Origin of the sequence: Methanobacterium paludis, from assembly GCF_000214725.1 — an archaeon.
Lineage (GTDB): Archaea > Methanobacteriota > Methanobacteria > Methanobacteriales > Methanobacteriaceae > Methanobacterium_C > Methanobacterium_C paludis.
On sequence record NC_015574.1, the window covers coordinates 1,936,077 to 1,951,308 of the forward strand.

Here is a 15,232-nt window from a genome sequence, read left to right on the forward strand (position 1 = left end):
CTGTTTAGAAATCCATTTATCCAAGTTTTTCAATGAGCATCTGAGCGATTTTTTCGCCGGAGAGAAGCATTCCACCAAATATTGGACCCATACGTGGTGATCCATGCACTGCATTGGCTGCCATTCCTGTGACGTACAATCCAGGGTAGACTTCGGTCACGTTCTCTAGTATAGTGTTTTCTGCCACATCTGCCCACATGGATTTTTCACCCATTATTTTACCGGTTTTGGTTGCAAGTTCTGCTTCCATCTTTCCTTCAACTATTTTAACAACTTCACAGGGGTGTCCTGTAGCATCTACAACTGCTTTTGCCCTTACTGTGAGGGGATCAACATGGAGTCCTCCCATTTCTACTGCAGTCCAGTTAAGTACCACTCCTTCAACACCTTTTTCTCTTATCATGACATCTTCGATTGCCATGAGGTTGAAGATTTTGAGTCCTGCTTTGCAGGCTTCAGAACAGATTGTGGAGACACATTCTATTGAATCAACCACGTAGTAATTGTCCTCATATTTTTGGGTTTTGATGCCTAACTCGTCAAGGATTCGTTTGCTCTCCTCCTGTACAACGATTTTGTTGAACATCATGCCCCCACCCCACATTCCGCCACCCATACTGAGCTTTTTCTCAAATAGGGCAACTTTAAGTCCGGCTTTTGCAAGGTAATATCCTGCTATAAGTCCTGATGGTCCGCCGCCGCCTATTGCAACGTCCATGTCGGTGTAATCCAGGAAATCATTCATAAATCCTTCAATTATTGCCTTTGAAACAGTTATATCATCCAATTTCATTTTTTCACCAGTTCAATAATAGTTTTTCATCCTATAAAAATTCTTTTCAAGTCTCCATTATTTGTAGTCAATTTCGATATCTTTTTTAATATCTCAACTTCCAATTCTCCAGCACCTCATGAAATAAAATATATTCAGGAGCATATCATATCAAAATTGTCATCATTTTCAATGAACGTAGAAATGTACTTCAGATCATCATTTTTTAAGCAACTAAAAAAATAAATTTTGAAGAACCTTAAAATTTAATGAACCCAAAGTAGTTATCTGTCCTTATTTTCTGAGTATTAACCTCAAAACATCTTGGTCCTCTAAAACATGATCAGGACCAACTTTTTGACCCGGAAACTTCACAGATGTTCCCCAAACTTTGGCATGGCGGAAGTTACGTACAAATTCTCTGTGAAGTTTTGCTGCCACATCAATAACAGTTGAACCTCCCCTTATTATTAGAGGATCTTTAAGATCTGCTTGTCTTCCTTGGGGCTTCAAATAAACTCTTATAAGTTTAAGTCTCTCAAATATTTCATTTTTAAGTTCCTCTGTTTTTAGACCCTTGTCTGCAGCTATGAAAAGTGCATCAGGCATCTTAGATTTGAGTTCATTGATATATGCTTCGCCCGCAAGGTCTATTTTGTTTATAGCAAGGAGCATGGGTATGTAACAGCAGCTTGAATCCATTGAATCTATGAACTGATCCATTGTAACATCGCCACGTATAAGGACATCTGCACTGTGTATTCCATATTCAGTTAAAATTGACCTTATGGATAGCTCATCAATATGTGTGAGGGGAACCGTGGATACAATTTTCAGGCCACCCATTTTCTTTGCCTTAACTGTGACATCTGGAACTTTTTCATTTGGTCTTATTCCAATATTTCTCAACTCGTTAATTATGACATTCATATGCTGAGGATTGAAAACATCCAGAACCATGACTATTAAGTCTGCATTTCTTGCAACGGATAGAATTTCTCTACCTCTTCCTTTTCCTTTTGATGCTCCTGTGATTATCCCGGGGATATCCAGTATCTGTATTTTGGCATTTCTGTATTCCATAATACCTGGAACTATGTCCAGTGTTGTAAATTCATATGCCCCCACTTTGGACTCAGCATTGGTAAGCATATTTAAAATTGTGGATTTTCCAACGGATGGAAAACCTAAAAGTACCACTGTAGAGTCTCCACTCTTTTTTATATTGAACCCTCTTCCTTTACCGGAAGAGCTGCTTCTTTTGAGTGATTCCTCCTTAAGCTGGGACATTTTGGCTTTTAGCTTCCCGATGTGGTGGGAAGTGGCCTTGTTGTAGGAGGTTTTTTTGATCTCTTCTTCGATTTCTTTGATTCTGTCTTCAATAGCCATAAAACTCACAAAAAATTAGTTTAAATGATAAAATATGATGTTAAATCTTTCCTTTATTGATTAGTTATTGCATAAAATTCAATTCAACAATAAGCAATATGTTTATTTAATTCCTTCACACTTAAAAAAGTTTTTAATCAAAGAAAAAAATAATGAGTAAATTCTTAATTTTTTTTAAATCAAAGGTTTAATAGAAATTTTTCAAAAAGAAAAAAATAGAAAAAATGTGGTTCTCATTTTTTCAGCTTACCTTCCAAACCATCACACCAGGCTGCGCATAGGACATATTGAAATGGGTTAAACCTGCACCACCCATGAAATACAACCTTGTGAACATGGAATCTTCAAGTTCCTTACTCATTGCTACAGTGATATAAGTACTGTTCTCACCAATCACGAGGATGGAGAAAGAACTGTCATTGGACACAATCTGTTCTGTTAGATTTCCATTGTTAATCACCATGAGCTTGTGTGGTTTCAAGACAAGTGAACCATTGCCTCCTTTTAGCTCAGTTAAGATCTCGTTGTACAGAACCGAAGAACTTGTGGTGTTCTCCTGACTTTGAAGTTCGTTGGTGTTTATAACTCCTGCTGTAATATTGGAGCCATTAACTTGAGCTACAACAGCATTACTTCCTATAAGTACCGTTGTATTGTTCACTGTTGTTGCATTTGCCTGTGCAGCAGAGTAACCCGAGGCAGTTCCGTTGTTGCTCGTGAAGTTCCAACTTCCAAAGTAAGACCACCATAACGCTTTTCCAATCATGTCAGAGCTTGTTATAAGTACATCAGGAGTTGGATTATCTGGATGAGTATATTTCAAGACGTTCTGAGCCTGATCTGTAGTTAAACCATATTGGGTTGTTAGTATAGTCTGTGCTGTCGCTTTATCAACACCCAGAATATTGTTCAATATCTCAGTGCTCTTACCAGTATCCTTGGTATAATTTTCAAGTGTCAGATAACCCTGATCACCGCTTGTAGATAACATCTTTAATATTCCCGCAGAAAGCGTTTCATTGTTAGTCAGTAGTGCCTTTCCAACCCAGTAAGCTCTTGCACCAGTCTGAGAACCTCCATCAAAAGTTACGGGTCTATCTGCCACTGCGGTAAATAGGTGGCCGTAGTCCCACCATGAGGTTATAACCGTATCGTTTGACGTGTTCTGATTTATCCATGACAATGACGCTACCATTGAATCGTCTGTACCTGGCACAATCGAAGAAGCAACGCTATAGTCCGAGACTATCGGGCTGTATACCGCAATGATTACTACTAAGGCAGTTATTATATAGCGGTATCCTTGATTAGCTACATGTTCCTTAACGTAAGTTGCTACGAAACCAACAAATATACCGGCACTAAGTGCTACAGGTATTGCGAACGGTTCACCAAACCTTTGACCTTTTGTTAATGCGTATGCAATTATTATAAGCCATAATGAGAATAATATCCCATAGAAAAGATAGTTTTTCCTATCTTTTCCACTTATAGGTCCATTGATTTTATTTTCATTCTCTTTGGTACCATCATTTTCTTTCGCTTTCCTGTTACGTTTGGATTTGTTCTTTCGTTTACTGGATTTTTTACCGGATTTTTTTGGTTTATTATCCTTTTTCTCGGTTTTAGGCTTTAGCTGCCAGAATAACAGGAATACCCCCAGTATTGCAAATACAACGGGTGCAATTCCACCCACTCCAGCTATAGCAGCATCTAACGTCGGTACCTGCATTTCCCCCACAGATACAAAGACGTTTGGATATGAAGTTCCCGCAGTTACAGATGACTGTAACTGTGTAATTGAAACGGAACCTGTAAGAGATCCTACAAACCCACTCCATCCTGAAACAAGTATTATAAGAATTGAACCTAGAACCAGGAACACTGCTAAAGAGAATATTTCATGCTGATCCAGGAACCATTCTTTCTTGTTTGGATATTCACTTAGAGGTTTGGTCTTAATATTGAAGAGATATCTTGATACTGGGAGGTAAATGACTACCGCTGCTATCAAGATGTAAAATATGTACCACCATCCTTCCCATGCCATTGAGAACAGTAACAGAGATACTGCAGATAAAACCGCGAAAATGGCTCTGTTTTTAATTTCTTTTGCACGTACACTTTCAACAAAGAACCACGCCACAAGTAGAGGTAGAAGTATGTTAAACATGTCCGTGTCAAAAAATCCTGCAAAGGTGTGCGAAAAGTAGAAAGGTGCCAACCCTACAAGTAAGGCTGCAACTATTCCCCCATAATCATTTGTAAGTCTTCTTATGAACAGATATGCGGGGATTACACATAGAGATGCTATGAAAGCTGCCATCCAAAAGGCAACCGCTGTTAAAGGTACCTTTGCAAATAGATTTGCCACTTTATACACAAATGCCGTTAAATAAACTATTAATGGCGAATACTCGGCAGATCTACCTTCCGGAGCATATGAAAGCGTATCCCAATCCGTACCATTTATTTTAGTTTCACCTAAATGGCCATAAGCAATGAAATCTGCAGTCATACGATAATTGTAATAAGAATCCATCTCACTGAAGTATGGAAGTCCATTTCCATCCTCATAATAGGCTTTCATCTGGTCAGATGCGCCAGGAATAAAGCCTGCTTCTGCCCTAAGTGAAAAAACCATCAAAAACAATAAAATGATGATTATGAACACTTTATATTTGGATAAAAATTCTTTTATACTCATATTACCCTCCTTGATCTTTTAAATACGTTCTAAATCTTAAATTAAATTCAATTCATTTGATAAGTTCATTTTATAATTAAGAATTAAATTTTAGAGTACTATTCGTTCTTGTGCTTTGAATTTTTATAATTACTAATTTTCATTTTATTACTAATTATTGTGGTCATTCCCTAGTCCAAAACTCAATTTAGTTTTATTTTATTGATCTAGTTTATAATTTAGTTATTTTTGGTAAACTTAACTTATTTTTAGAGGAGTTGCAATTTATATCTTATCATGATTTGTCCATTTTTTCAGATTATTTTTGGAAACAAAAAAAACATTCGCAGGTCCACATATCATAAAACCAATAATCAGCGGTCTAGACAAATCACAAAATCTGAATAGATCATTAATAACTCATTAATTGAAATGTTTATTAAAATAATTTCAACTGAATATCTTCCATCATGGCCCTTTCCAGAGTCCCATCACCCCTCAGATGGAACACTTTCAATCCTCTCTTTAACAAATTCTGTGCAATAAGATGATGTCTGTGACAGCTGTAAGGATTTTCTTCACTGCACATCAAGACTGTTTTTTTACAAAACGCAACGCTTATTAATACTGATATTCCCTCTTTAAATGCGTCAGTTTCTTCAACCAAGTTGTATTGAACTTTTCCATTTATATAATATTTTTCATCCTTTGGTTTTCCACCAATCTTATCTCCAAGATAGATGTACTCAACTCCCTTATTCTCAAGAGTTAATTCCAGGTCCTTCTTATTGAACTGTGGAACGTATTTACTGTAGGGTGCGCTCCTTACGTCCACAAGAGATCTAACTTTGTGCAGTTTTAAGAGTTTGATGAACTTTTTAAGTTCAATATTGCTGTGTCCTACTGTATAAACTATATTATCTCCTAAATTTTCCCCTGTTTGCATTTTTATCAGTATCTCGGGTTTTTATTTACTTTAATTCTATTTGTTAGACTGTTTATTTTCATGAATAAATAATTTTTTTAAAATTTCAACTGTCTAATCAATCTCTTTAAAACTAACCCATACCACTGCACAAGTGCTTAAATCCAATATAAACAAAGCTTAAATCCAATATAAACAAATCATTCATCCTGAGTAAGATGAATAAAGGATGAAAAAAATTGATTGGTTTTATCATACATAAATCAAAAAATAGGGAATATTCAATGAAAATATATCAAAAGAATGAAATTAAAGAAGACCTAAATGAGGGAGATCTAAAAGAAAATTAAAAACTAAAAATTAAAAACTAAAGAGTTATTTGGTTTTCTTAGCATTTTTCTTAGTAGCACTCTTCTTAGTAGCACTCTTTTTAGTAGCACTCTTCTTAGTAGCACTCTTCTTAGTAGCACTCTTCTTAGTAGCACTCTTCTTAGTAGCACTCTTCTTAGTAGCACTCTTCTTAGTAGCACTCTTCTTAGTAGCAGCCTTTTTAGCAACAGTCTTTTTAGGAGCCCCAGTAGTCTTAGCAGCGGTTTTACCACCATCATCATCTATAGATTTTGTAAATCTACATTTTGGGAATCCCGAACACCCAATAAATTCACCGTAACGTCCTGATCTCTTTATAAGATCGCTTCCACAATCTGGACATTTGCCAACAACCTCGTTTGTAGGTTCTCTACCATCTTTACCACATTTAGGGTCAAGACATGCCCTTTGTCGTGGTTTTCCAAAGGATATCATTGGAAGACCGCACTCCTCACAAGTTGTCTTAAGTACAGTTGCTCCTCTAGGCATGGAATAAGTTGATTTACACTCAGGATAACCTGAACATCCGACAAAAGTGCTTCCCCTCGGTGAATCAATTAATATAAGGTTTTTACCACATTTACATTTCCCAACAACCCTGCTTTCCCTATAGGACTTATAAAGTTCTTCACCAATTTTAAGCTTGTTTTTCTCAATGTCATCCAAAATGGATGAAACTTCAACCCGGGCTTCATCTATGATCTTATCCTTTTTGTCCTTGCCTTCCATGATACCTTCAAGTTTAGTTTCAAATTCTCTTGTAAGCTCTTCACTGGTTATCTTCTTTGAATACTTCCTCAAAGTATCTATAAGTTGTTCTCCGAGTTTGTTGACAGTTATCTTCTTGCCTTCAACGTACTTTCGGCTGAATAAGATGTCTATTATATTCGCTCTGGTTGACTTTGTTCCAAGTCCCCTTTTTTCAAGTTCCCTTATGAGTGAAGCTTGGTTGTAACGAGCTGGAGGTTTGGTTTCCTTGTCCTCTGCCCTGACTTCCTTAACATTTAAAGTTTCTCCCTTATTCATGGTTGGGAAATAGTCTTCTTCAATTTTACGGAATGGATAGTGTCCCATCCATCCCATTTTAGACATTCGTTTCCTTGAGAAGTTAAATTCTTCTTTTCCAATTGTTAAAGTAGTTTTCATAGTTTCTAAAGTGGCATTTTCGCCAAATACGCTTATGAACCTGTAAACTATGAGCTCGTAAAGCTTCCTGTAATCTGTGCTCAACTCTTTAGGTAAAACCCCTGTTGGGTGTATAGCCGGATGTGCTTCATCAGTTTTCTTACCTTCATTGGGTTTGTATGGTTTTTTAAGTTGGGCCACATGATTTCCAAATGCAGAACTGTAACTCAATTTTTTAAGTATTTTATCGTACCCTATGCTCTTTGGGAGTTTCTGTGATGAAGTACGTGGATAGGAAGTGTAACCTTCTGTATAAAGGTTTTGAGCAATTTGCTGGGTTTTTCTTGGGCTGAATCCAAACACACCATAGGCTTCAGACTGCAAAGAACCCAGATCAAATGGAAATGGCGGTGTTTTAGTGGTTTTTCTAAGATTAACTTCCGTTATAACCGCATCTTTACCTTTACATTCTACCAGAATAGCGTCTGCATCTTTTTTTTCCAGGATCTTACCCTTCTTATGGTCTGCAGTTATTCCTTCTTTTACACCAGTTACATCTAGATCTGCCTTTATGAGCCAGTAAGGTACGGGTATAAATTCTTTAATTTCCTTTTCCCTATCAACAAGAATAGATAATGTTGGTGTTTGAACACGGCCTGCTGAGAGTTGTATATATCTCTTGGTAGCCTTCATAACAGAATCTGTGAGGTGCTTGGACATGTTGACTCCAAAAAAGAAGTCAAGGACGTGTCTTGCAATACCACTGTCAACCTGTTTAAAATCAAGCTCCATTGGTTTTTTGTAAGCTTTTAATATGTCTTCATCGGTTAAGGTTGAAAATTTCATCCGCATAACATTTTTAAGGCTTTCATCACCACAAGCGTACTTCAATGCATTGTAACCAATTAGAGTTCCCTCTATATCATAATCGCAAGCATGGACAAATGTATCTGCATCTTTTGATAATTTTTTTATGGCGTCTATATAATTTTTAACGTATTTTTTCTTCTTGTCCTTTTCATAGAGGGGCACCCACTCCACATCAAACAGTTTATCTTGCTTCTTGTCTTTGGGTGCAAGTGAGTATAAATGACCTACAGCAGTTAAAACTGTGGTTTTTTTGCCATTTTCCTCAAACTCATAATATGGGACCTTTTTATAATGTTTTTTAGCTGCGCCTTTTGAGAGTGCTGAAGATATTTTTTCAGCTGCCTTCGGTTTCTCGCAGATTATGACCTCATGCATAGTTATCACGTTTATAAAATTATTTAGTATTTAAGATTTTAAATGATCATTTGATTAAAATCGTTTAGATTTAATAGATATACTAAACTTTCTATATTTAAAATCATGTTTATAGTTTTTTTCAAACAATGAAATAGTCAACTTAAAACTCACCAAGAGGATCCATCTACACTCAAGATCCATCTACACTCAATAGCAATTAAATTACTACAAAATAGTTTTAAAAGATGTTTTTAAGAGAATTGGTTGAAATAATTTGGAATATGAATTAGAGGTTTATGATTCGATATTTAAGAGGGTTAAAACACCAATAAAGTATCAAAAAATCTATAAATATTTTGTATGAATTTCATATTTGTATGAATTTCATATGAATTAACAGAATTTCATATGAATTAACAGAATTTCATATGAATTAAACAAGTTCCTTATTTTTGGTGAAATGTTCTATTGATAGAAACAAAAAAATAGTTAGCCCATTATACAGTAACAAATAAAAAAAGAACTGACCATAATTAAAAAAAGGTTTAGTTTTATGAAATACTAAAAAAACTAATTCAAACTCAGAATAAAGGAGATTAGATGTTATTAGGCGTTATATCCGACACTCATATACCAGAAAGGGCTTCAAAGATTCCTGAAACCGTTTTTAAAACATTTAAGGACACAGACATGATATTGCATGCAGGGGACTTGGTTTCATACGATGTACTTGAGGAACTTGAATCTATAGCAACTACACGTTGTGTTCAGGGAAACATGGACCGTGTTTTCGGTGCTGAACTTCCTAAACGTGATATAATTGAGGTAGAAGGTATAAAAATAGGGCTTAACCATGGTGAAGTCTATCCTCGAGGAGATACTCAACAGTTGAAATACATAGCTAGGGAAATGGATGTTGAAGTCCTGATTACAGGCCATACACACTGGGCATTCATAAAAGAGGTGGATAATATACTTCTTTTAAATCCTGGAAGTCCGACAGTTCCCAGACTATCAGATCCTTCCGTGATGCTCATTGAAATTAAAGACCAAAAGTTAGACGCCAGAATCATTAAAATTGGAGATCCTGTGTGTAAGGCACTTAATTTTAAAGGGCGTAAAAAAAGTTAAATGCCTAAAAAGCCCTAAAAAATAGAACATGATCTAGAAAAAAATAACAAAATTAGGATAAATCTGATAAAAATCCGATAAAACAATTAAAAACGAACTAAAACTATCAAAGGATAAAACTGGTTCAAAAAGATTAATTAAACAAAATATATAGTTAAATAAAAGAATAAAGCCCAAAAAATAATTATCATTGAAGGAAAAAGATTATGACTAAGAAATGGAATTCTGAACGAAAACAAGAACAATACTACAAAATGGCCAAAAAAAATAACTATCGATCCAGAGCATCCTATAAACTCAAACAGATAAACAAAAGGTTCAAACTGATCGAACCTGAAAGTTACGTGCTTGATTTAGGAGCTGCACCCGGTGGCTGGTCCCAGGTAGCCCTTGAAATTATGGGCGAAGAAGGTATTGTTGTGGGTGTGGACCTTCAATGGATAAGACCATTTGAAGAGGATAATTTTATTGGAATAAAAGGCGATTTTACAAACGAAGACGTTCAAAAAAAGATAAAAAAGGCTCTGGAAGGTAAGGCCAACGTTGTGCTTTCAGATGCATCCCCCAAATTATCAGGAATAAAAGACATGGACAATCTTAGATCTGCAGAACTTGCTGAAACTGTGCTCAAAATATGCGATTCACTTCTGGAAAGGAATGGAAGCATTATTATGAAAGTATTCCAAGGTGCAGAATATGAAAATATTATCAAAAAAATTAAAGAAAAGTTTAAGATTGTTAAAACCACAAAGCCAGAATCTTCAAGAAAATCAAGTACTGAAATGTACGTGGTTGCAAAGGGTTTCAGGGGAACCTTTGAACCGCACAAATTCAACTCAAGATTGAGTTAACCCCGATGGGAATCATAGATCATATAGACATTCATATAGACCCCCGATTTCATGTAGACCGTGGATTAATAATGGTTTTTCCTTTTATAAAATAATTCGAAATAAGGAATTTGAATAAATCAACCACTACATAACCCACTTACATCATGGCTTTCACATCACTAAAACTGGATTCTGCCTTTTGAAGTTGTGTTTGTGCTGTGCTTATCCTGCTTTTAATCTCATCTTGTGATTCACCCGCAGATACTGCACTATCTGCATCTGAAATCGCGGATTGGGCCCTTACAAGTTCAAGAGTAGCATTATTATAGGCACTTTGCAGTTTGGCATTGTTAGAATTATCAACGGAAGTTTTAATATCATCAAATTGGGTGCTTAAAGTGGAATAATCAGATTTTAAAACAGCAAGCTGATCGTATGCTGATCCACTGCTAACATCTGATGAAACAGTTGATGAAAGTGTAGAAATTCCAATGTAGGCAAATAACGCTATTGTTGCAAGAATCAATAGGATTCCTAAAACAGATATACTCATGGATGTTGCTTTAAACAGATTTAATCTTGACCTTTTCATGTTATCACCTGATATAATGAGCTTTCTAATTATCAAAGCATAAAATTATAAGTTCCCAATATAAACAATTTATAATATTTTAGTTTATGGTATTCATAGGTTAATAGTCATATATGGTTGTAAAAATTTAGGTGTAATCAATTCTTAAACCTTCTGTAAATGAAAGTATTAAATGGACGAACTTTAAATTAGTAATAATTAAGATATAATTAGTAATAAAATTTAGTTAATGAAAGTGAATATTTAATAAATTTTTCAATAAATTAAATTTTAATTTGAAGGAGTATACTTGAACAATGACATCTTCAACAGATAAAGCAAAAACATCGGTGGCAAAATTTGAGGAATTTTTCAGCTCAAAATATAAAGATACTGTCTTTGAAGCCCTTGAAAAGTATCCAGATAAAAGATCGGTTGTGGTGGATTACACCGAACTTGAGATGTTTGACCCGGACATTGCAGATCTTCTCCTTGAAAAACCAGAGGAAGTTCTGAAGGCATCCCAGAAGGCCATAAAAAACATCGATCCTCAGCGTAAAAATGCAGAACTCCACATCAGATTTGAGAATATCCGAAACAACATCCAGCTTCGATATTTAAGAAGTAAATACATCGGTAAATTTGTTGCAGTGGATGGAATAATACGTAAAACTGATGAAATTCGCCCTAGGATAATGAACGCCCTTTTTGAGTGCAGAAGTTGTATGAGACTCCAGGAAGTGCCACAGCCTAGCAATCTTTTGAGCGAACCCGCCCTTTGCCAAGAGTGTGGAGGAAGATCATTCAGATTACTTCAGGAAGAGTCAGAATTCATGGATACCCAAACCATAAAAGTTCAGGAACCTCTTGAAAATCTATCCGGTGGTGAAGAACCGAAACAGATAGCAGTAATACTAGAGGATGATCTGGTTGATTCTGTAACCCCTGGAGATATAGTCAGAATAACCGGGACCATGAAAACTGTAAGGGACGAAAAAACAAAACGTTTCAAGAATTTCATCTACGGAAACTACATAGAAGCCATGGAACAAGAATTTGAAGAACTCCAAATAAGCGAAGAAGATGAAGATAAAATAAAGGAGCTTGCAGCAGACCCTGAGGTTTACGAAAAGATTATAAACTCCACAGCACCTTCAATACAGGGATACAGGGATGTCAAAGAAGCAATAGCACTACAGCTTTTCGGAGGATCTGCCAAGAATCTGGAGGATAAAACCCGTCTAAGGGGAGATATTCACATACTGATTGTGGGAGATCCCGGTATTGGTAAATCCCAGATGCTTAAATATGTTTCAAAATTAGCTCCACGTGGAATTTACACCAGCGGTAAGGGAACCAGCGGTGTTGGGCTCACAGCAGCAGCTGTACGTGATGAATTCGGAGGATGGAGTTTGGAAGCAGGTGCACTGGTATTGGGTGACCGCGGTAACGTTTGTGTAGACGAACTGGACAAAATGCGACCTGAAGACCGCTCTGCAATTCACGAAGCCCTCGAGCAGCAAACTATCAGTATTGCAAAGGCCGGTATAATGGCCACATTGAACTCCCGTTGTTCCGTACTTGCAGCAGCAAACCCCAAATTTGGTCGTTTTGACCGTTATAAATCTATAGCTGAACAGATAGACCTCCCATCTCCTATTCTATCCCGTTTCGATCTTATATTTGTTGTGGAAGATAAACCAGACGTTGAAAGAGATACAAAACTTGCAAGCCACATACTGAGAATACATCAGGACAACTCCATACCCTTCGAAATTGAACCTGAACTTTTAAGGAAATATATAGCCTATGCAAGACGTGACATCCATCCTAAACTCACAGATGAAGCCATTGCAGCCCTTCAAAAGTTCTACGTGGACATGAGAAGTGGTGCAGTGGATGAAGATTCTCCAGTTCCAATTACAGCACGTCAGCTGGAAGCATTGGTAAGATTGTCAGAGGCAAGCGCCAAGATCCGTCTTGGAGATGAAGTAACAGAATATGATGCTGTAAGAGCCATTACCATACAGCAGAACTGTATGAAACAGGTAGGATACGATCCAGAAACAGGTAAAGTTGATATTGACAAGGTTGAAGGCCGTACACCAAAATCGGAACGTGACAAGATAAGGGTTGTGACCGAAGTCATAGGAGAACTGGAAGAAGAGTACAATGGAAAAACTCCAAAGAACATACTTATATCTGAATTATCAGATAGACATAATATGAGTGAAGAAAAGATTGAAGATATGCTAAAAATATTGAAAAGAAAAGGAATAATATACGAGCCACAGCAAGGTTACTACAAAATTGCATAATCAAATCATGTACAATCAGATAAATCTGCAGATAAACTTGTATGAGATAACTTGGAGTTTATAAAACTTTTAGCAGGGATTTGCAGGAAATTTACACTAGATTCAACTTATTAAATATCATTAGTTGAATCATTAGATATCCACAATTTGATATATTCACATTCGAATTCGATTTACTTTAAATCGATTCATTAAATAAAGTTCAATTACACATTTCTAAATTTTTTAGGAGGTAAAAAATGACCGATTATAATGAATTATTAGACAGAGCTATAGAGCAGCTGCCAGAAAAGGTTTTTGAGAGTAAAAGGTTCACAGTGCCAAGGGCTTACTCAGTGATCCAGGGAAACAGAACCATCATCCAGAACTTCAGCGAAGTTGCAGACGCCATGAACAGAGATCCTCAACACGTTTTAAAGTTCCTTTTAAGAGAACTGGGTACTGCTGGAAACCTTGAAGGTTCAAGGGCCATAATGCAGGGAAAATTTACCCATTACCTTATAAACGACAGGATAGAAGACTATGTTAAACGTTTCGTAATGTGCCATGAGTGCAACAGGCCGGACACCAAGATAATAAGGGAAGAGCGTGTTGATATCTTGAAATGTGAAGCATGCGGTGCTAAAGCCCCTCTAAAAACACTTTAATTTACAGTCTTATTTTATTGTTATTTTATTTTTTCAATAAAAATCGATTGATAAAATGTTCTGTCCAAAATGCGGGAAAGAAGATGTGGAGCTCTTTAAATGTCTCTGCAAGTCTTGTTTTATAGAAGAATTCCGGTTAATCAGTTTACCGGATAAAATTGAGTTCACAATCTGCGTAAAATGTGGCTCAACCCTTAAAAGAGGAAAATGGAAAAATCCAGGGTTGCCTGAAGAAGAAATCATATATAATGTTGTATCTGATGCCATAACAGTTGATGATCTGGTAGAAAACCTTGATATAGGTGTAGAAATCATAACAATCCGTGGGTCAATTTTTGAATGTATCGTCCATGCTTCAGGCACTGTAATGGGTGAAACCATCAAGCAAGAGTATGCTGTTGAGGTTAAAAAGAATAAAACCATCTGCCCAGATTGCAGCAAATATGATTCCGGTTATTACGAAGCTGTAATCCAATTAAGGGCTGATGAAAGGGTTCCATCAAAGGATGAAATTGAAACAATTGACGGGATTATAATAGCTCGTATCAAAAAGCTCTCAGAAAAGAATATGATGGCTTATATAACAAATAGGATGGTACTGAAAGAAGGTATTGATTACTACGTTGGCTCATACAAGGTTGCATTGAACCTGGTAAATTCCATTAAGGAAGTTTTCGGTGGCGTCGTGAAAGAGTCCCCCAAGATCGCCGGACGGAATAAATCAACTGGAAAGGACCTTTACAGAATATGGATATCCCTGAGACTTGCAAAATTCCACAAGGGCGATTTTATAGAATATGAAGGAAACTTGGGCCAGATTACAGGCCTTAATGGTAAAAGAATAGCCTTTAAAGAATTGGATTCTCCCCACACATCATCCGTGATGTGGAGGGACTACGACAGGATAAAGATCGTTGCAGAACTTGAAGATACAAAAAATACAACTGTAACTTCAAAGACACCCAGGTCCATCCAGATACTCCATCCTGAGACCTATCAACCCATTGATATACCGATCCATGAAGGAATTTCAGGGATTGAAATTGGAGAAGAAGTACCGATCGTGGAGATAGAAGGAAATCTTTATATTCTTAAACTGATTTTTAATAAATAAAGATAGGAATAATAAGGTAAGATTTCAATAAACTATTCAATATGTTAATTATCCAGTTACTCAAGAACTATCTAAATATTAATCCATAATATTTTTTTAATGTAATTAACAACCAACAGATATAC

11 protein-coding genes are annotated in these 15,232 nt (G+C 36.2%); 5 read left to right on the plus strand and 6 right to left on the minus strand.

The genetic code is table 11. The features are described 5' to 3' along the window. Window positions 1-16: 16 nt before the first annotated feature. The 5 genes from MSWAN_RS09140 to topA form a co-directional block, all read right to left on the minus strand. Entirely contained in the window at window positions 17-793 is a 777-nt protein-coding gene (locus MSWAN_RS09140; RefSeq protein WP_013826363.1) for a sulfide-dependent adenosine diphosphate thiazole synthase, read from the minus strand. 273 nt (window positions 794-1,066) lie between these two features. After that, the gene (locus MSWAN_RS09145) at window positions 1,067-2,161 is read right to left on the minus strand and encodes an OBG GTPase family GTP-binding protein (protein ID WP_013826364.1); all 1,095 of its coding nucleotides are present in this window, start codon (window positions 2,159-2,161) and stop codon (window positions 1,067-1,069) included. Window positions 2,162-2,402: 241 nt separating this feature from the next. Further along, window positions 2,403-4,868: an STT3 domain-containing protein gene (locus MSWAN_RS09150; RefSeq protein ID WP_013826365.1), complete on the minus strand. Its 2,466-nt coding sequence runs from the start codon at window positions 4,866-4,868 to the stop codon at window positions 2,403-2,405. A 418-nt stretch (window positions 4,869-5,286) separates the two neighbouring features. Continuing rightward, window positions 5,287-5,793, minus strand: a complete 507-nt coding sequence (locus MSWAN_RS09155; protein WP_013826366.1) for a DUF488 domain-containing protein — start codon at window positions 5,791-5,793, stop codon at window positions 5,287-5,289. Between the two features lie 354 nt (window positions 5,794-6,147). After that, window positions 6,148-8,511, minus strand: a complete 2,364-nt coding sequence (gene topA, locus MSWAN_RS09160; protein WP_013826367.1) for a DNA topoisomerase I — start codon at window positions 8,509-8,511, stop codon at window positions 6,148-6,150. Window positions 8,512-9,093: 582 nt separating this feature from the next. On the opposite strand from topA, the gene MSWAN_RS09165 reads away from it, so the two are divergent. Together MSWAN_RS09165 and MSWAN_RS09170 are read left to right on the plus strand one after the other, a co-directional pair. Beyond that, window positions 9,094-9,624, plus strand: coding sequence for a metallophosphoesterase (locus tag MSWAN_RS09165; RefSeq protein WP_013826368.1), 531 nt, complete (start codon window positions 9,094-9,096; stop codon window positions 9,622-9,624). Window positions 9,625-9,830: 206 nt separating this feature from the next. Continuing rightward, window positions 9,831-10,475 (plus strand): RlmE family RNA methyltransferase, encoded by a 645-nt coding sequence (locus tag MSWAN_RS09170; RefSeq protein ID WP_013826369.1) that lies wholly within the window; start codon window positions 9,831-9,833, stop codon window positions 10,473-10,475. A 139-nt stretch (window positions 10,476-10,614) separates the two neighbouring features. Here the strand turns inward: MSWAN_RS09170 and MSWAN_RS09175 are convergent, their stop codons facing one another. Then, window positions 10,615-11,049: a hypothetical protein gene (locus MSWAN_RS09175; RefSeq protein ID WP_013826370.1), complete on the minus strand. Its 435-nt coding sequence runs from the start codon at window positions 11,047-11,049 to the stop codon at window positions 10,615-10,617. Between the two features lie 296 nt (window positions 11,050-11,345). Here MSWAN_RS09175 and mcm point away from each other — a divergent pair, with 296 nt between their 5' ends. The 3 genes from mcm (at window position 11,346) to MSWAN_RS09190 (ending at window position 15,107) form a co-directional block, all read left to right on the plus strand. Then, the gene (gene mcm / locus MSWAN_RS09180) at window positions 11,346-13,346 is read left to right on the plus strand and encodes a minichromosome maintenance protein MCM (protein ID WP_013826371.1); all 2,001 of its coding nucleotides are present in this window, start codon (window positions 11,346-11,348) and stop codon (window positions 13,344-13,346) included. A gap of 239 nt (window positions 13,347-13,585) precedes the next feature. Then, window positions 13,586-13,993 (plus strand): translation initiation factor IF-2 subunit beta, encoded by a 408-nt coding sequence (locus tag MSWAN_RS09185; RefSeq protein WP_013826372.1) that lies wholly within the window; start codon window positions 13,586-13,588, stop codon window positions 13,991-13,993. 55 nt (window positions 13,994-14,048) lie between these two features. Beyond that, window positions 14,049-15,107, plus strand: a complete 1,059-nt coding sequence (locus MSWAN_RS09190) for a 60S ribosomal export protein NMD3 (protein WP_013826373.1) — start codon at window positions 14,049-14,051, stop codon at window positions 15,105-15,107. Window positions 15,108-15,232 lie beyond the last annotated feature (125 nt).